This is a genomic window from Vibrio sp. OPT20 (genome assembly GCF_963889365.1).
Lineage (GTDB): Bacteria > Pseudomonadota > Gammaproteobacteria > Enterobacterales > Vibrionaceae > Vibrio > Vibrio splendidus.
The window spans coordinates 104,531-128,952 of the sequence record NZ_CAWPOA010000058.1 but is presented as its reverse complement, the minus strand read 5'-3'; the positions used below and the strand labels follow the sequence as shown (position 1 = coordinate 128,952).

Sequence of the window (24,422 nt, the reverse complement as noted above, 5' to 3'; positions counted from 1 at the left end):
ACCAAACAAGCCCTTTAAGGTTGTTATTTTAGATTTATAGGATGTGTTTATCTTGAAAAAAGTTTTGTCGCTTAGAAGTACCAATAAGAGAAAAAGTTACTTTGACGAAACGAGTCAATTATTGACCGCGTCCTAACGCGCTAGACTGGACGGTTGGTATGTTGCTCGTTACACTATTCCTCATTCTCAGCATAAAGAGTAAGAACAATGAAAGACATGCGACAAGCTATGCTCGATGCAGGGTTTAGCCTTATTAATGAACACGGGTTTGCTGGTGTTGGCCTGATGAAAATCATCAACCAAGCGGAAGGCACGAAGGGTTCTTTTTACCATTACTTCAAATCCAAAGAACACTTTGGTGAGATCCTTCTTACTAACTACTTTGATGAGCATCTCGCTAAGCTGGATGACTTTTTAAGTGATGAGTCGCTTTCTCGTCGTGATCGCGTTAAAGCCTATTTCGAGTTTTGGTGTGCATCGAAACTGACTGAAGACTTCAATATCCAATGTCTTGTCGTAAAACTGGCGGGAGAAGTATCTGGGTCTGCTAACCCGTTACAGTCCACAATGGCAATAGGTGCAGAAAAGATCATCCTGCGTATGGCGAAGCTATTTGAAGAAGGCAATGAGACCGGTGACTTCACGATCGCAGAGCCCGAATCGCTGTCTCGAATGCTTTATGGCCTATGGCTTGGCTCAACGCTCATGGCCGCTATGCAGCGTAACCGTTCGATTCTAAACAATGCCATGGAAGAGACTCTTCTCGCCATGAGCCTAGCCCAAGAATCGGCTGACTAGATATACCCGTTACCAAATACCAAATACCAAAAGGCTCGCACAATTTAGCGAGCCTTCTATCTTACTGTAAATTTTGATTAAATCGATTCACGCTTACTCCGTTACCCCAGACGAGACGGGATATTATTGGCTTTGAGTAAGCCCTTAATAACAGGGTCGATATGCTTGAAGAAGCTCAACCATCCTTCACAGAGATAATTTAACCCAGCCTCACCATCTCGGCTTTTGATGATGCGGTTTTTAGGGCACTCGCCATGGCATGCAAATTTAAACTCACAGGCTTGGCATTGTTTCGGCAGAGACTTCTGTTTGGCGAACCCAAAACTCTGCTGCTTTGGCGAGAAGGCTAAAGTTGAAAGTGCTTGTTCCTGAATATTACCCAGCTGAAATTCAGTAAAGACATAATGGTCACATGAATACACATCGCCATTGGGCTCAACCGCTAACCCTTTTCCGCAGATCTCACTCAAGGTACACATGGTGCTTTCTCTGCCCATCCACACTCCGACAAAATTTTCAAAGTACGGCACTAATACCCGACCAAAATCATGTTCGAACCATTCGTCAAAAATGGTAGTGAGGAATTCTCCCCATTGCACAGAATCGACACTCCAAGCTTCAACCTCGCCTGATACGGGAATGATCGCTTGTTGGTTACTCAACCATTTATTGTTGGTGTGAGCTTCGCGCTTATCGACCACAGGAATAAACTGCAACTGCTTCGAACCCACTTCATCTCGCAGAAAGCGATAGACCTCTAACGGATACTTTCCTGTCACATCATTCACGCAGCTTAGGGTCGCGAACTCGACGTTATGCTGCTTCAAGTAGTGAATACCACGCATTGTTTGAGAAAAAGTGCCTTTGCCTGCACGGTTGGTTCGGTAGTGATTGTGTAAGTGCTCTGGGCCATCAATACTCACGCCAATGATAAAGTTATTGTTCTTAAAGAACTCACACCACGCATCATTCAGTAACGTGCCGTTGGTTTGAAGGTCATTGCTGATCTTGCTGTAGCTAGGACAATATTTTTTCTGCAGCTCGACGACCTTTTGAAAGTACTCAACCCCCAACAAGGTAGGCTCTCCACCGTGCCAAGAAAAGATGATTTCAGGCGTATTCTGCCCTTCTATATATTGCTTGATATAACGCTCTAACAGAACTTCATCCATCGTATATTGAGAGCCTTTTGGGTATTCAAGCAGCTGTTGTTTTTCTAAATAATAACAGTAGGTGCAACTGATATTACACACCGCCCCAATCGGTTTTGCTAACGCCTGAAGTTTGCTGTGTGCTTTGCCATTGAACTGCGGAACTGAACTCAAGTTTGATAGCGATAATGTCGTCATGAAGAGTGCCTCGATGTAAAAGTTATTGTATTAGCTAAAACAATTCGTAATTCCTTTACACGGTGTTCATCGGCCAACCAAGCTTGATGGCATTAGGTTGGCCGAGTGGTTTTTTCCTCTATTTCACGTTTTCAAACGGGTTCCACGCTTCGTCAACCGGGACGATATTTTGCGCTTTTTCGTATTCTTGATATTCAGCGACCATTTCAAGGAACAGATCTGGCATTTGGTTTCTCAAGTCATGTTGCTCAGCTGGATCTTTCTTGGTGTTGTATAAGTGCCACTCACTGTCACCGCCCATTCCCGTAGAAATTCGGATGATCTTATGATCACCTTTAAGCAGAATTCCGCTACCAAACAATTCAAATGGAATCGCATTGTTGGCACTGTGCACGTCTGCCGTTTCCCCTTTGAAGTAAGGCAACAAGCTCACACCACTCATCGGCGCCACTTCTCGACCTTGATATTCCGTTCCTGGATGATCGACCTCTGCAATCTCAAGAATCGTGGCTGCAATGTCCTTCACTTGAGATAAGTCGTCTGTCTGAGTTCCCGGCTGTAACGCATCTTCACCCTCTAGAAGCGCTTTGGCTGGCTTAACGATAAACGGCACACGGATACCGCCCTCTGCTGTGTAAGCTTTGTACCAAGATAGGCCACCGGTTGAAGCGCTTGCCCACTCAGGGCCAAGTGACACACTGGAGTTCGCCTTGCCCAAGTTTTCAGTCGAATTATCAAAATGATGAGCAGTCCACGTTCGGATCAAATCACTGATATTTTCACCGGTAATATCCGCCGCTTCTGGGCCGTTATCCGCTAGGTACATGATGTAAGTATTATCGTATTCCCCGATTTCTTTCAGGTAATCGACTATCTGACCGACTTGTTGGTCCTGCATTTCCATCATGCCCATCGCGACAGCCATTTTCTTTCCGTACCACTTTTGTTCTTTCTCAGAGAGCGAGTCCCAAGGTCGGCTTAATGCGTTACGATCTGAAATATCGGCGTCTTTTGGAATCACACCCATCTCTTTCATGCGTTCGAAACGGTCTTCTCGAACCGAGTCCCAACCATGCTCAACGTAGTAATCGACTTTATCTTGATAGGCAGACTCAGGCGCTTGCAGTGGCAGGTGAATACCGGTGAATGGGACGTAGGCGAAGAAAGGCTTACCGTCGTCTTTTTTGCTGTCGATCATCTTGATGATCTCGTTGGTGTAAACTTGGTCTGAGTACTCGCCTTTGTATTTATCCTCAACCACTTCACCGTTGCGGTAAGTTGGCTCAACTTCAACACCGGGAATATCGCCTTTTTGCAGCGCATCCGCTGTCGCAGCGTTTTTGGCCGGGAACATCATATCTCGATTAAAGTGATTAGAGCCGCCCGCTAATATACCGTAACTCTCTTCAAAACCTCGATCGTCAGGTAAGAAGCCATCATCGTGCCCCAAGTGCCATTTACCAGAGAGGTAAGTGTTATAGCCACTCTCTTTAAGCAGCGTTGCGACCGTAACCCCTTTCTTGGTGAGGTAACCTTCATAACCCGGCTTGCCAATCGCACCCGGATAGACGGCATAGTCGAAGGTGCCTAGCCCAACCTCGTGGCTATTTGCTCCGGTTAACATCATAGAGCGCGTTACCGATGAGGTTGGTGACGCGTGAAAGTTAGTAAACTTAACCCCCTCTTCAGCCAGCGCCATTAGGTTTGGTGTATTGGCTTCTGAGCCATAAGGCTGAGTATCGGCAAAGCCCACATCATCGCCAACAATGACAACAATATTCGGTTTTTCTGATTCTGCGGCCAGAGCAGCACTACTTGCCGCGGCCATTGCAGTGAAGACTAAAGATTTCTTGAATGTCTGCATAAGACGTTCTCCAATTTCTGTGAGTAACTTTTTCTGAGGTTAACCTTTCTGTGATTAACCTGAGTTAGGATTTGAATTAGTGCGCGGCTTGCGACATCCAATGTAATAAGTCGAGCGCGGGGTCATACTCTTGAGCTGCTGCCATGCCAATCCAGGTGACAGCCTCCGCTTGGCTGGCTTGAACGCCACTTCCAGAGATATACATCAATCCAAGCTGTGTTTGAGCTTCAGGGCTACCGTTATTGGCTGCGGTGACGAACCACTCCGCGGCTTTTTCATCATTCTGTTCTACGCCATCTCCGCTCAGATATAAGTAAGCGACAGAGAGCTGGGCTTCCAGTTGCCCTTGGTAAGCTTCATCCAACAGTTTCACGACGTCTTGATGCTGCTGCGATTGATCCATGGTGGCTTCATTCTCAAAGCTCTCGCTTCCAAAGCTTGCCTTGGCAAAAAAAAGAACAACCAAAACACCCGCCAAAATCACGGTAGTTAAACGTTTATTGAGCATTTATTTCCTCCTCGGGAATAAAGGTCACGACGTCCCTGTTGAATGAATTAGGTGAAAAGTAGGAATGGCGCGATGATGCACAAGCTTGATAGCAATACGTTTTCGATTTTCATAATTGGCTCTCGAGTAATGATTGTTGAATGAATCAGGGACTGAATCATCGACTGAATTAAATGGTCATAACATTCAGTCGATTAAGACAGAGACTTAAATCGCTTTCTCTATGATGGTTTCAATCGTCTGTTTCGAGATTGGGTAGAACTGAAAACAGATGTCTTTTTCAATCGCTTCTGCAATGTTGCTCTTCTCTTGCGCATCAAAGTCCCAGCTGCTGAAACGCTTCATCGCACCCACACTGGTTTGGAAGTTGTTTAAGAAATCCAACACTCTCTGGTAAACCATCTCATCGGTTCCCGTAGTGTCGACAGAGAAAGCTTGAGCTAACTTCGCCGCATTCGGCATATAGAATTCAGGCAGCGCTTCAATCACAACCGGCATCAGTACCGTGTTGGCATCACCATGTGGAATGTGGCTAATCGCACCAAAAGCGTGAGCACAGTTATGAATCGGAATGCCGCCCAAAGACGAATAGAAAGCAGAGATCGCCATGGTACTTGCTTGAAGAAGGTTGCCACGTGCCGTTAGGTTTTCTGGCTCTTTAAGTGCCAAGGGTAAGTTTTCAACAATCAGTTTTGCAGCCTGAATGCCGTAAGCGTCGGTGAATGCATTACTCATTGGCGAGACAATCGCTTCAACGGCGTGTGTTAGTGCATCCATCGCGGTAGAACGAGTAAGGTGAGCTGGCAGCTTAGTGGTCACCGTTGCATCAAGGATTGCGATATCGGCTTCCAATCCAGATGCGACTAGGCTTGCCTTAATGTTTTCATGTTCGTTGTAAAAAACAGCAATAGGAGAAGCTTCTGCGCCTGTGCCAGCCGTTGTCGGAACCGCAATGTGGGGCACTCGAATGTCTTCATTGTTTGGCCACACATCCATATGACCGCCACCCGCAATCACGGTGCGAATGTCATCTAGCTTCTTATGAAATGCGTATTTCACACCTTTAGAAGCATCAATTACGCTGCCGCCGCCAACAGACAAGATCGCATCAGCATTGACGCTGTTTGCAAACTCAATGGCTGCGTTGATGTTGTCGCAAATCGCGTCTGGCGCGATATCGGTGTACACGCCAACAAGTTGAACTGCTTGTTCATTACCTGGCTGGATCACCTTTTCGTTTACAAACAACGCCGAGAACTGCTCAACAAAACCAAGAGACTCCAAGCCTTTATCAGAAAAGAGCACGACTCTTTGCGCACCTAAGCGACCAAAAAGAGAAGGGATATTTTCAATGCCATTCTCTTGAGCATGAACAATGGTTTTAAGTTGAAAGTTAAAATTATTGGTTGTCATGGTATTTACCTCATTTCTAGTTGATGACTAAACAACAACCAATACAAACCGGTCGGTCTAGAGTGTTAATGTCAAAGATATGTCAATTAAGATCTTTATGGATCATTGCCCCAAAACGAAAAAAGCCCGCAAATGCGGGCTGTAGTAATAAGTAAGCTAGTTAGAGAGTGCTCATTGAATAAGTGTCATTGATTCACCATGAGCAACTCATTAACTATTAACGAAGATGAGCTGGCACCTTGCTTTTGTCTCTAGTGAGGTAGTAATACAGGTAAACTAAAGAGTAGACAGTCACAAATCCATCGAGCGCAAATACACCGCTCCAACCATAAAACCACTCATAATCGTTGATACACACGTTGTATAAGAATATGCCCACAAACATCGACTTCTCAAATGCACTGTAAATCATGGTCGAAGTACGCAGCGATTTGTACTTCGCCGAGAACATCAACAACACACCAATACAGCCAACCATGACTCCCCAGTGTTGATAGGTACCCATAAGATACTCTTTGTTCGCCATCATCGTATCGTTGTACGAGAACAGCGTTTGCATACTCCAATCAGGCGCAAGGAAAGTAGAGAAAGCGGTTGCGGTTAATAATCCTGTAACCATCAAATACGCTTTCATCGTTCGTTCAAAAAATCGTTCTAACATAAAAATAACCTCTTAAAATAACGTCGTAAAAATAATTTTTTATAAATAACTTCTTGTAGATAAATTGGGTAATGACAGAAATGATTTACTTGCCAAGCATGCTCATCACTGCGGTCTTTAATTCGTTGTCTTCTTTTGAAAACAGATGCTTAACTCGATGATCTAAGCCCGTTTCCAAGACGGTTTTGGCATGGGAGAAAGTAAGGAAACCTTCTTTACCGTGATAATTGCCCTGCCCTGATTCACCAATGCCACCAAACGGTGTGTCATCAACCGCTAAATGGAAAACACAGTCATTGATACACATTCCTCCGGAATGAACTTGGTGTTTAACCTGAGCTTGTAAGCTCAAATCAAAGCTCATTAGATAAAGCGCTAACGGCCTTGGTTTGCTATTGATGACTTGGAACGCCTCTTCGATATTACGATACGTAATCAAGGGTAATAGTGGGCCGAAAATCTCTTCGTTCATCACCTTGGATGACAGGCTTGGTTCAACAATCAGATGTGTCACCAGTCGTTGGCAATCTAAGTCCATCGCTTCGTCATGGCAGGCCACTGTTCGCGTTCCAGCTTGTCGTTCTTCATTCAACAAACCAACGATGCGGTCGCATTGACGAGGATTGATTAGGGACGTCAAACTCTCGGAATACACCCCTTCATCGAACAGCAATTGGTACTGTTTTTTATACTCTTGAATGAAAGATTCAACTTTCCCTTCAGGTAGCAATACATAGTCAGGAGCCACACACACCTGCCCGTTATTGAGGCTCTTACCATAAATGATTCGCTCAACCGCGATATCAATTGGCATGTCTTCTGCAACGATAACCGGTGACTTACCGCCTAGCTCTAGCGTGACTGGAGTTAGCGTGTCAGCCGCTGACCTCATCACTTGGCGACCCACTTGGGTTGACCCCGTAAACAGAAGATGATCAAACGGCAACGCCGAAAATGCGGCTGCGATTTCTACCTCACCTTCAACCAAGCACACCTCATCGAATTGGAAGACTTCCGCCAATAGCGCTCTTAATACTTGGTTCGTCGCTGGGGTAAATTCACTCATCTTGATCATGGCGCGGTTGCCCGCAGCCAACGCTGAAATAAGCGGGCCGACGGATAACATGATCGGAAAGTTCCACGGAGCAATGATCCCGACAACGCCTTTGGGTTGATAAACCACTTCAACACGAGAGGTTGAAAGCAAAGGGCCGGAATGACGAATCGAAGATGTCGACCAATGAGGTAAACACTCAATGCTGTGATCAATATTGCCGATGCAAGGCAATATGTCGGCCATCAAAGTGTCTTGTCGACTGCGGTGACCATAGTCCTCACTCACGGCTGAACACAAACGATCTGTGTAATCGATAAGCGCAGATTTAAGTGCAAGCAACTGCTCAATTCTCACCGATACCGCTGGCATCGGGTTCTGTGCAAAAGCTCCCTGCATGTTGTTCAACGTCATGGTCATTTGTGTTGGCGTCAATTCGTATTTCATACATCACCTCGTGGTTAAGATGAGCACACAATAATACAAATCAGACCGGTCGGTCTACACCTTTATTGTCAGAGAATCGTCAGTGCATTTTTGAATACAAATAAATAGGGTGATTACAACGTAGGGTTAAAACCCAGGGAGATTTAAAATAGAAGGGCGTAACGAGCAGGCAGTATAACGAGAAACCTCACATGGTGAGATCAAAAATGGCCGCTTAATGCGACCATTTAATAACTCTTTAAGTTTTTGTTTTAAATAGATAATTTAAAACTAACGTTAGCTTTTGGCTACGTTTGCAATGCCTTCAAGCTGAAGCACTGGAGCAGCGTCGATGTCTTCTGCGTTCATCATTGCTGATACACGCTGCATCGAAGAAAGCAGTAAGCTTTGCTCCCACGTCTCTAGGTTTTGGAATTTTTTCACGAAGTTATCTTGCAGCGGCGGTGGCGCATTGTTTAGCAACTCTTGACCTTTTTCAGTCAGGTTCGCGTGTACTTTGCGACGGTCCGATGAACTGCGTACTCGTTGTACATAGCCATTTAACTCTAGACGGTCGATGATCGTCGTCGTCGTTGCTTGGCTTACATTGGTCTGATTAGACAATTCTTTGATCGTCACATTACCCATTTCTTGGATTGCTCTCATTAAGATTAATTGAGGGCCAGTCAAACCATACTCTTTACTCAGCTTCTTCGAGTGTAAATCGATAGCGCGAATAATTTGGCGAATAGCGACCAGGATTTCGTCATGTTTGTCCAAGATGCAGACCTTTGTACTAATATACTGTGAATGGTTTTACAGCGTCGAAGCGATGAAATGTCTCGAGTGATTACGTCACGCGCGCTCGAATTACACTGTAAATTGATAAATTACTTCATTGATTTTTCCGCATTGTACTGATGTTCATACTATTCTCAATCTTTTCTATACCACTAAACTTGCGTGGTACGGCACTTTTGCTTAATGAAGGGGGAATGAAAGCTTCAATGAAGACAAAAATAATGAACCAGAGAATACAAACTCAAAGAATAATATATTTTAATAATCATAGAGGTAGAGAGATTTAATCCTCTCCACCCAATAAAAAACCAGCCTCAATAGCTAAGCTGAAAAACGAAATTTTACGCAGCGGTATTCATCTGAAAGTTACCCGTTAGCGCGTTGTAAAACTCGCTGTTATCCAAAATCCCTACCAATTGATTATTTTCAACCAACAGAATTGGGTGGTTACTGATCTGCTTAAGCTTAATCGCATCACGCATACCAATCTCCGGGCTTGTCACTACCACACTAGACGCGTTAATCGCGGTTAGGTCGTCAGACTCGCTCCACTCAACAAGCGCCAAGGTAGATTCACCTTTCACCGATAAAGCACCTTCATTCTGTTCAATCCAGAGATCTTTAGAATCGCAGATCTTCCAGCTTTCATTCTCTTGCGTCAGTGAATCAAGAGGCTGCATTAAAGAACGACCTTTAAGCACATTCAATGGATTGGTGTGAGCAACGAAGTCTTTTACGTATTCGGTTTTTGGCGTCAGTACGATCTCTTCAGGCTTACCGTGTTGAATCAGTTTGCCTGACTCCATGATCGCAATGTTATTACCAATCTTCAGCGCTTCGTCTAAATCATGACTCACGAACAAAATCGTTTTGTTAAGCTTGTTTTGCAATAAAATTAGCTCATCTTGCAACTGCGCACGAATCAGCGGATCAAGCGCTGAAAACGGTTCATCCATAAGAAGAATGTCGGTATCCATCGCAAAGGCACGCGCTAGACCAACACGTTGCTGCATACCGCCAGAAAGCTCATGCGGATACTTGGTTTCCCACTCTGCCAACCCCACCATTTCAAGTTGTTCACGCGCTTTAGCACGACGAACATCTTTGGCTACGCCTTGCATTTCTAGACCAAACGCCACGTTATCTAACACGTTTAACCAAGGCATTAGGGCAAATTTTTGGAACACCATAGAAACGCGGTGAGTACGAAGATGACGCAAGGTCGCTTCGTCGCACTGTTCACCTAAATCAACCTGCTTGTCTCCATCTTTGATCGCCAATGAGCCACGGCTGATCTCATTCAGGCCGTTAACTGCGCGAAGCAAAGATGATTTACCAGAACCAGACAACCCCATCAGCACACAAATCTCGCCTTCTTCAACCGTCAGCGACACATTATCTACGCCAACCACTTGGCCAGTCTCATCAATGATCTCTTGGCGAGTTTTACCTTGGTCGAGTAGCTCAAGCGCTTGTTTCGATTTATTACCAAACACAACATCGAGATTCTTAATGGTAATCGCGTCCATTGTCTTTTTTTCCTGAGAGTTAGACATGATTAAGCTTCCTTCTGGTTTGGTGTTTTGCACAAGCGATCAAGAATGATAGCGACTAATACAATCGCCAACCCGGCTTCAAAACCTTGTGAGATGTTCACTGTGTTCAATGCACGAACAACAGGTTTACCAAGTCCGTCAGCACCGACAAGAGCGGCGATAACCACCATCGAAAGCGACAACATAATACATTGGGTTACACCCGCCATGATGCTTGGTAAAGCCGCCGGTAATTCGACCTTCATCAGCAACTTCATGCGGCTGGCACCAAACGCTTTACCCGCTTCAATCAACTCTTCGGGCACTTTAGTTACCCCTAAGTAGGTTAAACGAATCGGTGCAGCTATCGCGAAAATAATGGTCGAGATTAAGCCAGGAACAATACCCAAGCCGAATAGAACCAGGGTTGGAATCAGATAAACGAAAGTTGGGACTGTCTGCATCAAATCAAGGATTGGACGCAAAACTGTATAGAGCCAAGGACGGTGAGCAGCCATGATGCCAACCGGTACGCCAATTAATACGGAAATCGTTGTCGCCGCAAAGACGAGAACAAAGGTTTCCAGCATTTCTTGCCAATAGCCGAGGTTAAGAATAGTCAGCAGTGCTGCGACCACAAAGATCACCAGCGAAGGTTTACGGTGTAAGTACCATGCAATAGCAGCAGTCATCACGATTGGCAGAGCAGGCGGCATCCACTTAAATACATCGACTAAAAACATAATGACGGTTTCTAGAAAAATCGAAATAGCGTCAAAGAATCCTGCTGCATTGATTGTTAGCCAATCAACACCCGCTTCCATCCATTGTCCGACAGGGATTTTGTTTTCCGTAATAAAATTCACAATATTGCCTTTTATTATGGGTGGGCTACTTCAAACCAATCGATAAATTGGCAAGCCCACCTTTATTATTTATGTAGCTGTTGAGATAGGTAGAACTAAGCTTTAACTTGCTTTAAGTATTCAGTGACGGCTTGAGTCGCTGATTCACCTTTATGCGTTTTTACGTTGTCTAACCAAGCTTCAACTTGTTGAGGATTCTTGTTCAACCATTGTTGAGCTGCTTTTTCTGGCTTCACTTTTTGGTTAAGAATCTCTTCCATCAACTGGTTTTCCATCTCTAGAGTGAATTCTAGGTTTTGTAGAAGTTGACCGACGTTTGCACACTCAGACAGGTAGTTTGAACGAACGTTAGTGTAAACATTCGCGCCACCGTAGTTAGGGCCAAAGAAGTCGTCACCACCTGATAGGTATTCCATCTCAACATTGCTGTTCATTGGGTGCGGTGCCCAACCAAGGTAAACGATCCACTGGCTACGACGAGCAGCGCGCGATACTTGCGATACCATGCCCGCTTCACTTGATTCCACTAGGCTGAAATCTTTCAAGCCAAACGCGTCAGAATCAATCATTGATTGGATTAAGCGGTTGCCATCGTTACCCGGCTCAATACCGTAGATGCGGTCTTTAAACTTGTCGGCATGTTTTGCTAGGTCTGCGAAGCTTTTTACGCCAGAGTCGTACACATATTTTGGTACAGCTAGCGTGTATTTTGCGCCTTCAAGGTTGGCACGAACGGTTTCAACCGTGCCCGCTTCACGGTACTTAGCAATATCGCCTTCCATGGTTGGCATCCAGTTACCTAGGAATACATCAATATCGCCGTTCGCCATTGAAGAGTAAGTCACCGGTACTGAAAGTAGGTCGGTTTTGGTTTTGTAACCAAGGCCTTTTAATAGTTCAGAAGTAACGGCGGTTGTTGCGGTAATGTCAGTCCAGCCTACATCAGCGAAGCGAACGTTTTCACATTGCTGTGGTTCAATAGAAGCGTTAGCACCAAATGCAAATGAACTAATGGCTAGTGCTGTTAACGTTTTCGTGGTCATGTTCTGAATATTTAGAGTCGTCATAATGGTTCCTTTTTATCTTTCCTTTTTCTGCTCGATATCAACACCGATAGAGAGCAGTTCTTCTGACTTTTGACTAATTTTTGTTGTTACTTTTTGCTTTTTCTATTTTTTAACTACTTTCTATTTTTGAACTAATAACAGAGGCTTACGCTTCTCTTACTGGTTTATTTATTCTTTGCTTCTCTTGCCAATCAGGTGCAATCCACACTGAAACGCCCTGTTCTTTGAGCATCGGCTTACCTAAAATCAAATCGGAAGCACGCTCAGCAACCATAATGGTCGGGGCGTTCAAATTACCGTTTGGAATGGTTGGGAAAACCGATGAGTCGACAACACGTAAGCTGTCGATACCGCGAACGCGACACTCTTCATCAAGCACCGCCATTGGGTCGTTATCTGAACCCATTTTGCAGCCACAAGAAGGGTGATATGCACTTTCAACGTTCTGCTTAACCCATTCATCAATCGCTTCATCGGAAGTAATATTTAGACCCGGCTGAATCTCTTTGCCTCTGTACACATCCATCGCAGGTTGAGACAAAATCTCACGCGTCAGACGAATACAATCGCGCCAATCTTGGCGATCTTGTTTAGTCGAGATGTAGTTAAAAATGATCTCTGGCTTGGCATGCGGATCAGCAGAAGTGATCGCAACCGTACCGCGACTCTCTGGCTTGTTAGGCCCAACGTGTACTTGGAAACCGTGACCATCAAAGGCCGCTTGCCCGTCGTAACGCATCGCTGCTGGCAGGAAGTGATATTGAATGTTTGGCCACTTCAATCCTTTGCGAGAACGAATGAACGCGCACGATTCAAAGTGGTTAGTGGCACCAAGGCCTTTACGAGTCAGAATCCATTCCGCGCCAATCATGCCCTTGCTGACCAAGCCAAGCTTGCTGTTGAGCGTGATGGGTTCGTTGCAGTGATATTGGAAGTACACTTCTAAGTGATCTTGAAGGTTTTCACCTACGCCATTCAGCTCGTGTTTCAGCTCAACGCCGGCCTTTTCAAGCACCGCTTTCGGGCCGATACCAGAAAGCTGCAGCAGTTGAACAGAACCGATAGAACCCGCAGAAGAGATCACTTCTTTGTTCGCCACAGCCACCTGGGTATTGCCTGACTTTTCAAACTCGACACCGACGGCTTTCAAGCCCGATTGGCCTTTTGATGACTGGTCTTGTGCGTCTTGTGCTTCAAGTAAGAAACGACGCGCCACGATACCTTTCTTCAAGGTTAGGTTTGAACGCTTCAATGCTCGACGTAGATAAGCGTTAGAGGTTGAGGCTCTAACACCCTTGTCTACCGTCATATGCATAGTGCCGAAGCCTTCTTGCTGGTAGCCGTTGTAGTCGTTGGTTTCTGGATAACCGGCATCTTTACCTGCATCTATAAACGCTTGGTAAAGCGGATTGAGCTCCATATCGTTACCATTACAAGTGCCGACTGGGCCATTGTCTCCACGGTATTCATCACCGCCTTTGTTCCATGATTCAGCACGGCGGAAATAAGGTAAGCATGCTTGATAGTTCCAACCCGCTGCGCCCTCTTCTTCCCATTGGTCAAAATCACACGCGTGGCCACGAACATAGACCATGCCGTTAATTGATGAGCTGCCGCCTAACACTTTGCCACGTGGGCAGTGCAGTTCGCGTCCATCAAGGCCCGGCTCTTTCTCTGTTTCAAATTGCCAAGCGTACTTTTCAGTATTCATTGGGTAAGAAAGCGCAGTCGGCATTTGGATAAAAATACTCTTATCCGTACCGCCCGCTTCCAATAATAAAACGCTATGTTCACCGCTTTCCGTTAGCCTATCCGCTAACACACAGCCGGCCGAACCCGCGCCGACGATAATATAATCGTAGCGTTGTTCCATGTTTTGATTTCCCTGAGATGAGTCAGTAGGGCTAGCTCTGTTAAGCTAACCCATAAAATTGAGTGTTACGCGTTAGGCATAAGGGCTGGCGTAGTCGCCAAGTTCAATAAGAATGCTCTTAGTCTGCGTATAGTGGAGTAGAGTCTCTGGCCCGTTTTCGCGGCCAACCCCTGAAAGTTTGTAGCCACCAACAGGCATTTCTGCAGGTGAGTCACCCCATGTATTAACCCAACAAATACCCGCCTGCATTTGATGAATGACACGGTGAGCGCGAGAAAGGTTTTGCGTGAAAACACCAGCAGCAAGGCCGTACTTAGTATCGTTAGCACGACGAATCACATCGTCTTCGTCCGTAAACTTCAACACCGACATAACAGGGCCGAAAATTTCTTGCTGAACGTGAGGCATGTCGTCATGGCAATCTGTGAATACCGTAGGAATAACAAAGTTGCCGTTTACTAAGCCGTTGTCTGTCACTTGATAGCCGCCCGTCAGCAAGGTTGCACCCGACTGCTTAGCTAGCTCAATGGCTTCAAGGACTTTTGAAAGGTGTTCTTTAGAAATCAACGCGCCGATCTGAGTCTCCATGTCCATTGGATCACCAATGATCAGCTTCTCAGTGCGTGTTTTAAGTTGATCGATGAATGCGTTGTAGATGTTTTCGTGTACATAAACACGGGTACCGTTAGTACACACTTCGCCTTGGGTGTAGAAGTTAGCCACCATCGAAGCTGAAACTGCATCATCCAATTTCGCATCATCAAACACGATCATTGGTGACTTTCCGCCAAGTTCCATAGTGACTGATTTCAGCGTCTTAGCGCTGTCTGCCATTACCGCTTTACCGGTACCAGTTTCGCCCGTGAACGACACTTTCGCGATGTCTGGGTGCGCCGTTAGCATCTGACCAACACGGTAATCACCCTGAACCACGTTAAACACGCCATCAGGAAGACCAGCTTCAGTAAAGATCTCTGCAAGCTTTAGAGCTGTGAGCGGCGTTTCTTCTGAAGGTTTGAAAATCATCGCGTTACCCGCGGCCAATGCCGGAGCCGATTTCCACATCGCGATTTGAATTGGGTAGTTCCACGCGCCAATGCCCGCACAAATGCCTAGCGGTTCACGACGAGTGTAGAAAAATTGAGATTCGCTCAGCGGCTGTTGGTCGCCTTGTAGCGTTGGAGCCAAACCAGCAAAGTATTCAATAACATCAGCGCCAGACGCCACATCCACTTCAATCGCTTCTTGCAGCGGCTTGCCCGTATCAACAACCTCAAGGTTTGCAAGGTCATTATTTCGAGCTCTAAGTATTTCCACAGCCTTCAACAGAATGCGGCTGCGTTCCACAGCGGTCATTGCAGACCATACCGCAAATCCGCGTTTAGCTGATTCAATAGCACTGTCGACATCCGCTGAAGATGCTTGGCCTAACGTCGCGATAGGTTCGCCGTTTGCAGGGTTAATGCTATCAAAGGTTTCACCAGAGGTTGCTTTAACCGCTGCGCCATCGATGTATAACGAGTTCATTTCCATTTGAGATTCTGACTTAATTATTGTTATTAGACTCTACTGGTCTATATGTGAGTATTGGGTGCGAATAGTGGTCGTTCTAGCTCTTGCTCCAGGTCTAGCTCAAGGTCTAACGCTACCACTGCGATCTATTTGCTGTGACACGAGTAGAACGTAAGTTGTTTATCTAGATAATCATTGATGATGGCTCGCGCCTTTTGAGCATCGATACCATCTGGGTTTAGTGTGCCTCTCAGCCACAAACCATCAATCAGAGACGCAATCCCGTGAGCAACGAGATCCGCTTGTTCATGATTCAAAATACCCTTCAACTCAAGACGTAAGTGTGAAATCAAACGTTTTTCATTCACACGTTGCAGTCTTTTCAGCTGCTCGTCATGCATTGAATATGACCAAAATGCCAACCACGCCTTCGCGACCTTATTTTCTGCTTGGTAACCTTCGAAGTTACCATCGATGATCGCGTTAATTCTCTGTTGGTGAGCATCAACAGGAAGTTCTTTTAGTGACGTGGTGATGGTATTGGAAAGTTGGCGAAGGATTTCACGCATGGTCTCTTCGAGCAGCCCATGCTTTCCACCAAAATAGTGATTAATAATGCCAGTGGAGACTCCCGCTTCTTTGCTGATCAACGCAATACTCGCGGCATGCAAACCCACTCGATCAATCACCGTCATGGTGGCTTGAACAAGCTGTGGTTTACGTATATCAGGCATCCCAACCTTCGGCATTTCTTAGTCCTTTTATTTTATATTGAACGTTCAGTTAAATATAAAATGACAGAAATTTAGTTAGGGTTCAAATGATTATTTAAAACAAACTCGTAACAACACAGTATTAAAATCAACAAAAATCATTATAAAACAAAGAGTTGAATATCATTTAGAGCACTAACGAAAACAATTAAAGATTTGAGGTGTGATAGTTATTGGTCAAATGTTTTTGCTCAACAAGGACAATATTTGAACAGAAAGAGAGCTTCTTGAAACAAAGAGGAATTCGGAAATTAGAGGTATTTAAGTGTAAAAGATGACGAGGTATAGCGAAGTGAAAAAGAAAACCGAGCGTCCAACAAAGTGCTTGAACGCCCTCCTCTACCAGGATTCAAAATTATGACTAGATTCTAAGCGCAATTAGCCAATAATCGGCATCGACTGCCAAGATCTTTGATGCAGCATTTCGCAGCCAGATTCGGTGATGACGATGTTTTCCTCGTGTACCATCATGCGGTTTTTCGCAAACGCCATACCGGGCTCTAACGTTAACACCATGCCGGGTTTTAATATCACGTCACCATTTGGTACATGTGATGGCCACTCTGTTAGCTGCATGCCTAATCCATGCCCCATACGACCCACATCGTTGCCAAGCGCGCCGTTCTTTTCGAGCACCGACCACATGGCTTGCCACACGTCTCCGGTTGTTCGTCCCGGCTCTGCCATCGCGAGCCCCGCTTCTGTCGATTGATAAACGGCGTCATAAGCCGCTATCGTGTCTGGCTGCGCATGCCCAAACGCATAGTTCCGATCAAAGTCACTGAAGTAGCCATCAAAGTTAGCCCCCGTATCGATGATCAGTACATCTCCTTCAGAGAGCACACGATCGGTTGGCCCCATGATGATGTTGTCATAGCCACCTTGGCCAGATGCCGAAATCAAGTAAGGACACGCATCGGCACCCAAACGCAACATCTCCAAATGCATGGCTTTACACGCCTGTCGTTCTGTCATCCCTATCGCGAGATGATGACGAAGATACTCAAAGCCCGCAGCCGTGACTTGGCAAGCGAAGCGTACTTTATCGATCTCCGCTTGAGACTTAACACTGCGCAGATCTCGAACCATCAGCGACACATCAACCACACGGTGTTGGCTCAGCTTCTGCTGTAACAACGCATAGTTAGTGGCAGGCATACGCAGATGTGTTTCCGGGCCAATCATCGAACCGATTCTGCGAGAATCTTTGGAGACTTCAGATAGCGTAGAAGCTAACAAAGAGATACCGTCATCTTCTGGCCTTGGCGACGGCCAACTGCGCACATCTTCAATCCATGTATCGTCGAAACCAGCCACACCGATCTCTGGTACTACCGCTATGGGCTTACCAACCGCTGGCACCACCAAAAACCAAGGTCGAGTTGGGCTTTCCCAAAACTGCGATTTGAAGCCACTGAAATAGCGAAATTCTGGTTCGGTCGTAAAAAACGCAGCATCGATGTTTTGCGCGCGAAGACGTTGTTGCAACTCGACAGTACGTTGCTCTAGTTCTGCTGCTTCAAACCCTCTCTGCGGAGGTGTTAATGGCAATATACTCATATCTCTATCCTTGATTGAATAAGGGTAACTCGACGGGTTAATTGAATAAGATGTCTCTTGGCAACAGAGCGATGCTTGGGAAGAAAATCAGCAACGCAGACATCAACACCAAGATCAGGAAGAACGGCAGCGTCCCGCGAATCACTTCCATATAAGGCTTTTCAAAGATGGCGATAGCAGTAAAGATGTCGCACCCAAAAGGTGGCGTCGCTGAGCCAATGGCCATTTGCAATGTCACCATCACACCCACCAATATCGGATCGATACCTGCGGCATCAACAATCGGCATGAAAATCGGCGTCAAGATAAGCAGAACCACCAAAGAATCCACAAACATACAGCCGACAAAGAAAGTCAGTGCGATGACAAACAATATGTACTCTGGAGAGGCACTCTCTAAGTCCAAAGGTGCTAACAGTTCTTGAGGGATTTGTTCGAAAGAGATGTACCAAGAAAAAGCCTGACCAACACCCACCAGCACAAATACAACCGCGGTGATCAAGCCGGTATTCAACGCCGCATCACAGATGTCTTTCACGCCAAGCTTACGATAGAAAATACACTCGACAATGATCGCATACAGCACCGCAAACGAAGCGGCTTCTGTTGGCGTCACGACCCCAGAGTAGATACCGCCGATAATCAAAGCAGGGAAACCGAGAGGAAGAATCGCTTTCTTGATCGCTTCAATGCGTTCTGCGGTGTTAGCTTTTTCAACCAAAGTGATGGTGTCGCTGTGCTTCACGCTGTAGGCGTAGCTGTATAACGAGAACAAGCTCGCGAGCACTAAACCTGGGCCAATACCAGCAATGAACAATTCGCCCACACTGGCGTTGGCTAAGGTGCCGTAAAGAATCAAACCAATACTTGGCGGAATAAGAAACGCGATGTCACTGGCATTGATGATCAGCGCCATCACAAAGCTGTCTTTGTACCCTGCTTGCAGCAACTTCGGACGCATGATTTGGCCAACCGACACCACGGTCGCCTGAGTCGATCCAGAAACCGATCCAAATAAGGTACAGCTAATACAGGTCGTAATCGGCAACCCGCCACGCAAGTGTCCGACAAAAGCTTGGATTAAACCAAGTAAGTTATAGGCCGTGTGGCCGCGTGTCATAATATCGGCAGCCAAAATGAACATCGGCACCGCAATCAAGGCGTTCGGCGAAATGCCTGTCACCATCTGCTGAATCAGCACTCCCGGCTCAACCTGAGAGAAATGAATCAAGCCAATTAAGGCCCCAACCGCTAACGGTACAATCATTGGGAAGCTCAAAAAGAGCAGAATCACCATCACAGAGACCAAAGTAAAAGTGATGACATAAATATCGAGTTCGCCGGCAATAATGTCCGAGAAAAACTGTGCAACATCGCTCATTCGAACTCACCTATTTTTGTGTTTCTGTTTTCGATCACGTCAAATGACACGTAGATTTCTTTATGCAGCAAGTTCATCAAAAAACTCATGCTGTATTGCAGCCCTGCGATAGCAAAGCCGATTGGAATAATGGAGTAGACCCAATACACCGGAAACTGCAGCGCTGGGCTAAGTCGGTTGATTGACTTCAACTCTTGGACATACAGGAAGGCGTGATAAGCGAGGTAAAACATCAACATCCCAGTCAACAATGCAATCACGGTGGTTAGCACCTTCTGGGCTTTGAAACTCAGTGAATCGTAGACCGCAGTCATGCGGATATTTCGACCTTGGCGGACGGCATAGGCGAAACCAATAAAAGTCACTGAGACAATAAGGAATTGATTAAGCTCTTCTGAGAAGAACAGGCTTTTATTGAAGGCATATCGCCCAATCGCATTGGCGGTGGAGTTGATCATCATCGCGAGAATAGCGGTTGTGATCAAAAAGCGTTCTAGCTTTTCTGTCGCGACGCTTATTTTATGTAGCAGTTCTTTCATAACAGGCAGTGCTCCATACTTCGTTCAGTGACAGGGGTCCATTGCCACAATTTGGAGAAGGTGGGGATAAGCTAACCGCTGCCCCAATAAACAGCGGATAGCATTCATCCTGACAACGCTTTCTATTGCGTCGCTGAAGCAGCCTTCACTTCATCTAGGATTTCTTCGAGAATGGTTTTCGCACCCTCACGCGCTTCACTTTGCTCACCGGCAGGGTAGGCATTTGCTACCACGTCATAGTAAGTCGTGTGCAGCTTTTGACTGAGGACCTTGAAGCGTTCACGCTCTTCTTCAGTTAACACAACCACTTGCATGTCTGGACGCTCTTTTAAGATCTTGTCCATGTTCTCTTTGTTGATGCGTACCTGATAGTCGTAAGCCGCTTGGTCTGCCGCTGTAATTGCTTTGTCGACCATCGCTTGCTTCTCTTTCGACAGGCCGTTGTACCACTTGCTATTGGTCGATACCGTGCTGACATAAGGTTGCTGACCAGGGAACATTAGGTAGTCTTGAACCTCATGCCACTTCGCGTTGTAGATGAAGTAAATCGGGTTAACCATGCTATCGATGGTCTTAAGTTGCAGTGAACCGTACACTTCACCCCAAGAAAGAGGAGTAGGTGTTGCACCAAACGCTTTGTAGGTTTCAACAGGAATGGTTGAAGTGAAAGTACGGATTTTCTGGTTCGCAAAATCTTCAGGTGTACGGATAGGTTTGTTGCCACCCCACACCATTTCACCTTCAGACATCATCGACAACAGCTTGAGATTTACGCTCTCAAACTTAGGTGCCAGCTTGTTGTAGATAGTTGGGCTTTCCGTTAATACCTTATGCGTGATCGCTTCGTTAGTACCCAGAACATACGGTAAGCTCACCGCTTGTACTTCAGGAACATAAGACCCTAAGTGACCCGCGCCTACCGACACAAATTGAATCGTACCTTTAGCAGCCAGTTCTACGATGTCGTTTTCTGTACCCAGTTGACCGTAGTAATAGATGCGAACACGGATATCGCCATCAGATTCCTTCTTAATCACTTCCGCAAATTTTTGCGCATAGATGTCTTGAACGTCTGTTTTGTCCTCTTCTGAAGCAAACTTCCATGTTTCGGCATGAACGCCAAAAACCATGCTCAAACTTAGCAGTGCTACGCCTAATCGTTTCATCCTGTCTTTCCTTTTATTATCCTAATTACACGCTGATGACCTTGGTCACTTCACGCGCTTCAGTTTTGGCTGTGTCGACAATAAACTCCGTTTAAAGTCAGCCATCTTGCAGTGCCAAATACGTCACTGCTGAATCTGTTTCTATACTTGTTACTTCAAATTGAGTTATTGCTTCTAATTGAGTTGTTACTTCTCATTGATTTACTTCTAATTCATTGTTTCTAAATAAGAATTTCTAAATTGGCCTTGCTAAACGATCGTTCACCAACTGAATCCAGTAACTCGCACCGAGATTTAAGATGCCGTCATTAAAGTCGTATTTCGGGTTATGCAATGCGCAACCACCGACCGATTCCGTGCCATTACCCAACAGCACATAACAGCCCGGTTTAACACGCAACATGCTTGAAAAATCTTCAGAAATTGTTAGTGGGTCGCAGGCCTCATTAACGTTCTCTACACCAAGCACCTTCTGCGCGGCAGCTACCGAGTATTGGGTTTGTTGCTCGCTGTTGATGGTTGGGTAGAAGGTATTGATAAACTCGAATTCGTAAGTCGCGCCAGCTGCCTGACAAATGCCCGCCACAATTCGCTCCATGCTTTGCTTGATTCGATCGAGAGAAGATTCAGTGAAGCAGCGACAATCGCCTTTAATGACCACTTGAGTTGGGATGACGTTAACCGTGCCATCGGTAATAAATTCGGTGGCAGAGACTACAGCCGTGTCGTGAATCGCACTCAAATTACGAGACACGATGGTTTGCAGACCAAGAATGACTTGCGAGCCAACAACGAGAGGATCGACCCCTTGATGCGGCAGAGCAGCATGTCCACCCACACCATTGATGGTGATCTCAAAGCTACTCTCACTGGCCATTAATGAGCCGGGGCGAACCATCAACTCACCTTCCGCTAAGCCGGGAAAGTTATGCACGCCATACACTTCATCAATCGAAAATCGTTCAAACAAGCCATCATCAATCATCGCTTGCGCGCCACATCCGTGCTCTTCATCGGGTTGAAAAATGAAATATACCGTACCATCGAAGGTTAGGTTCTCGGCCAAATAGCTTGCAGCGCCGAGCAACATTGCGGAGTGTCCATCGTGACCACAAGCGTGCATCTTTCCATCGTGTTGTGAGCAGTATGCGAAGTTGTTTTGTTCGTGAATGTGTAGCGCATCCATATCAGCTCTAAGACCGATGCTCGCCTCACTTGATCCAGAACGAAGTATCCCTACCAATCCTGTCTTACCGATGTTACGCACCACTTCGATGCCAAAGCTCTCAAGCTTACTGGCGATGAAATCAGAGGTGAGATTGACGTCAAAGCCACACTCAGGGAAACGGTGTAAGTGTTGACGCCACTCCGTCATGCTTTGAATAAGCTGCGAAGACAGTTGGTCTGGTTTGATCGAGAAAGTAGACGGCATAGTAGTGATCCCAAAGTGTAATTCTTTGTATTAACGTTAAATGTAGAGTTAGCTTGGCTGCTGAAGTTAAACGCAAAGCGAGCAGCTTTAATCAAAGGTCGTTACAACGACTGCGACCTTCGGCAATTATCTGAGGATGGTTGGAGATGGTGCTCTAGCAGCGCACCAAACCCTTTAATGGGTATGGGGTAGTTCATCAACTGAAGCGAGTGCCAAGCCAACACCTGATTGCTACTGACAACGGGCTTATCTAATTCCGCTTCAATGGATTCAACAACGGATGCTGCTCGCAACGCAGTGCAAGAGATAAACAGAAGGTCAGCGTCAGGGTCACAGACTTGTAGTGCGGCTTGTTTGATGTCCATTGGAGAAATGAACGTCATTGCGGTGTCATCTTCAAAACCAAAGCCTGCGATGCTCAACACTTCAATGCCTTGCGACTCAAAAAATGCCGCGACATCTTTATTTACGGCTTCGGTATAAGGCGTTAATACCGAGATGCGCTTCGCTTTAAAGCTGTCGAAAGCCGCTAAGGCAGCGGTTACCGGATTCGTTACCGCAGCGTTTGGGCGAGACTGATGAATGAGCTGCGTAATGCGCTCGCTGCCAATCGCAATGGTGCCGGAGGTGCAAGCGTAAATCACCACATCCAATTCGGTGCCCGGTAGGATGGTATCGGCACAATCGGCGATTCCCGGTTCCATCTTACGCAGGTTCTCTATCGTCAACGGGTTGTAGTTTCTCAGGCGGCTGGTGAACGATTGCACATCGTTTGGATACAACGCGTTTAAATCACGCTCAATATTGAAATCTGTCGCCAACGCAATCACACCGACGCGTCCTGCTGGTGCCAATTTTTCTAATTCAAACTGTAAAGTAGCGGTTGCAGATTTCATACTTTCCAACTCCTTGAGCGAGAGTTAACATCGCCCAAAGGATGTTAACAACATGTTTCATATAATTCTCAAACTCTGTCGATTTGATCTTTACATTTCGTTCACAAGATTAATAATGCACCGATAACTTTAAGGATTATCATTAAATGATTACCTTGTTGTGCAGAAATTCCGCATTTTTTCTGCGTTATAGTGGTTTTTTGTTCTCGTTCATTGAGGTCTAAATGTTAAGGCTAAATACCTTTAACTCGATCACACACTGGTTCAAAAGAAACAATTAATTTACAAACAGATATTGGGAAGTATGGGTATGACACAGCAACCTGCATTGGTGGTCGACAGTTTCGACAAGAAGATCCTCAACATCGTACAAGACTCAAACAGAGCTACCTCTGACAAGATTGCAGAAAAGGTCGGGCTCTCTCCTGCTGCTGTTCAGCGCCGTTTAAAACGCATGAGAGCGCAAGGTGTCATTCAAGCTGATGTCTCTGTTATCAACCCAAAAGCAGTCGGCCATGGAATGACGTTTATCGTTCAGGTAACGCTAGAGCGTGAGCGTGTGGATTTAATGCACAATTTCAAAAAAGAGATGAGTTCGAACCGCTCAGTACAGCAATGCTATTACGTGACCGGTAGTTCAGATTTCATCATGATTGTTACGGCAGCGGATATGGAGGGTTACGACAACTTTACTCGTGAAGCCTTCTTCGACAATGCCAATATCAAGAGCTTTCAAACCAATGTGGTGATGGATAACGTCAAGGTGGGGCTGACGATTCCAATTGATGAGCAGCGCGATTGATGACCAGTGCAATTAGAAAGCAAGGCGTGTCGTGAAATGAAGTCAAAAAAGAGAGGAAAAAAAGACGGTATGAAGAAACCTTACATACCGCCAACCTTGGGGCTTACTTTATTATTCGTTGTTCGCGATTAGCGATTAACTGCTAA

21 protein-coding genes are annotated in these 24,422 nt (G+C 45.8%); 2 read left to right on the top strand and 19 right to left on the bottom strand.

Annotated elements, in window-relative coordinates; translation table 11 throughout:
- The first annotated feature begins 207 nt into the window (after positions 1-207).
- Positions 208-798, top strand: a complete 591-nt coding sequence (locus AACR09_RS12715) for a TetR/AcrR family transcriptional regulator (RefSeq protein WP_102503537.1) — start codon at positions 208-210, stop codon at positions 796-798.
- Positions 799-899: 101 nt separating this feature from the next.
- Here AACR09_RS12715 and AACR09_RS12710 read toward each other — a convergent pair whose 3' ends face one another.
- From AACR09_RS12710 to AACR09_RS12620, 19 genes are all read right to left on the bottom strand, one after another.
- Complete coding sequence (locus AACR09_RS12710; RefSeq protein WP_193835099.1) at positions 900-2,147, bottom strand: anaerobic sulfatase maturase; 1,248 nt, start codon at positions 2,145-2,147, stop codon at positions 900-902.
- Positions 2,148-2,265: 118 nt separating this feature from the next.
- Positions 2,266-4,011 carry an arylsulfatase gene (locus AACR09_RS12705; RefSeq protein WP_193835098.1) on the bottom strand — a complete coding sequence of 582 codons (1,746 nt, stop codon included), beginning with the start codon at positions 4,009-4,011 and terminating at the stop codon, positions 2,266-2,268.
- 76 nt (positions 4,012-4,087) lie between these two features.
- Positions 4,088-4,519 (bottom strand): tetratricopeptide repeat protein, encoded by a 432-nt coding sequence (locus AACR09_RS12700; protein WP_102482270.1) that lies wholly within the window; start codon positions 4,517-4,519, stop codon positions 4,088-4,090.
- Positions 4,520-4,726: 207 nt separating this feature from the next.
- On the bottom strand, positions 4,727-5,932 hold the full coding sequence (locus tag AACR09_RS12695; protein WP_193835097.1) for an iron-containing alcohol dehydrogenase: 1,206 nt from the start codon (positions 5,930-5,932) through the stop codon (positions 4,727-4,729).
- Between the two features lie 217 nt (positions 5,933-6,149).
- Positions 6,150-6,593 carry a hypothetical protein gene (locus tag AACR09_RS12690; protein ID WP_193835096.1) on the bottom strand — a complete coding sequence of 148 codons (444 nt, stop codon included), beginning with the start codon at positions 6,591-6,593 and terminating at the stop codon, positions 6,150-6,152.
- 85 nt (positions 6,594-6,678) lie between these two features.
- The gene (locus tag AACR09_RS12685) at positions 6,679-8,094 is read right to left on the bottom strand and encodes a coniferyl aldehyde dehydrogenase (RefSeq protein ID WP_193835095.1); all 1,416 of its coding nucleotides are present in this window, start codon (positions 8,092-8,094) and stop codon (positions 6,679-6,681) included.
- 276 nt (positions 8,095-8,370) lie between these two features.
- Entirely contained in the window at positions 8,371-8,853 is a 483-nt protein-coding gene (locus AACR09_RS12680) for a MarR family winged helix-turn-helix transcriptional regulator (protein WP_004732429.1), read from the bottom strand.
- Between the two features lie 362 nt (positions 8,854-9,215).
- On the bottom strand, positions 9,216-10,430 hold the full coding sequence (choV, locus tag AACR09_RS12675; protein ID WP_017078464.1) for a choline ABC transporter ATP-binding protein: 1,215 nt from the start codon (positions 10,428-10,430) through the stop codon (positions 9,216-9,218).
- A 2-nt stretch (positions 10,431-10,432) separates the two neighbouring features.
- The gene (gene choW / locus AACR09_RS12670; protein ID WP_009845976.1) at positions 10,433-11,275 is read right to left on the bottom strand and encodes a choline ABC transporter permease subunit; all 843 of its coding nucleotides are present in this window, start codon (positions 11,273-11,275) and stop codon (positions 10,433-10,435) included.
- A gap of 95 nt (positions 11,276-11,370) precedes the next feature.
- Entirely contained in the window at positions 11,371-12,342 is a 972-nt protein-coding gene (locus AACR09_RS12665; RefSeq protein WP_004732435.1) for a choline ABC transporter substrate-binding protein, read from the bottom strand.
- 145 nt (positions 12,343-12,487) lie between these two features.
- Entirely contained in the window at positions 12,488-14,215 is a 1,728-nt protein-coding gene (gene betA / locus AACR09_RS12660; RefSeq protein ID WP_193835094.1) for a choline dehydrogenase, read from the bottom strand.
- A gap of 72 nt (positions 14,216-14,287) precedes the next feature.
- Entirely contained in the window at positions 14,288-15,748 is a 1,461-nt protein-coding gene (betB, locus tag AACR09_RS12655; protein WP_151408024.1) for a betaine-aldehyde dehydrogenase, read from the bottom strand.
- Between the two features lie 125 nt (positions 15,749-15,873).
- Positions 15,874-16,476, bottom strand: coding sequence for a transcriptional regulator BetI (betI, locus tag AACR09_RS12650; protein ID WP_193835093.1), 603 nt, complete (start codon positions 16,474-16,476; stop codon positions 15,874-15,876).
- A 402-nt stretch (positions 16,477-16,878) separates the two neighbouring features.
- Entirely contained in the window at positions 16,879-18,060 is a 1,182-nt protein-coding gene (locus AACR09_RS12645) for a M24 family metallopeptidase (RefSeq protein WP_193835092.1), read from the bottom strand.
- A 37-nt stretch (positions 18,061-18,097) separates the two neighbouring features.
- Entirely contained in the window at positions 18,098-19,441 is a 1,344-nt protein-coding gene (locus AACR09_RS12640) for a TRAP transporter large permease (protein WP_004732445.1), read from the bottom strand.
- The gene (locus AACR09_RS12635; RefSeq protein WP_017078458.1) at positions 19,438-19,980 is read right to left on the bottom strand and encodes a TRAP transporter small permease; all 543 of its coding nucleotides are present in this window, start codon (positions 19,978-19,980) and stop codon (positions 19,438-19,440) included. The genes AACR09_RS12640 and AACR09_RS12635 overlap by 4 nt, the downstream gene beginning before the upstream one ends.
- 122 nt (positions 19,981-20,102) lie before the next feature.
- On the bottom strand, positions 20,103-21,146 hold the full coding sequence (locus AACR09_RS12630) for a TRAP transporter substrate-binding protein (protein ID WP_004732448.1): 1,044 nt from the start codon (positions 21,144-21,146) through the stop codon (positions 20,103-20,105).
- A gap of 235 nt (positions 21,147-21,381) precedes the next feature.
- Positions 21,382-22,578, bottom strand: a complete 1,197-nt coding sequence (locus tag AACR09_RS12625) for a M20 aminoacylase family protein (protein ID WP_193835091.1) — start codon at positions 22,576-22,578, stop codon at positions 21,382-21,384.
- A gap of 101 nt (positions 22,579-22,679) precedes the next feature.
- Positions 22,680-23,474 (bottom strand): maleate cis-trans isomerase family protein, encoded by a 795-nt coding sequence (locus AACR09_RS12620; protein ID WP_102561797.1) that lies wholly within the window; start codon positions 23,472-23,474, stop codon positions 22,680-22,682.
- 310 nt (positions 23,475-23,784) lie between these two features.
- Here AACR09_RS12620 and AACR09_RS12615 point away from each other — a divergent pair, with 310 nt between their 5' ends.
- Positions 23,785-24,276: an Lrp/AsnC family transcriptional regulator gene (locus AACR09_RS12615; RefSeq protein ID WP_004732456.1), complete on the top strand. Its 492-nt coding sequence runs from the start codon at positions 23,785-23,787 to the stop codon at positions 24,274-24,276.
- Positions 24,277-24,422: the final 146 nt, after the last annotated feature.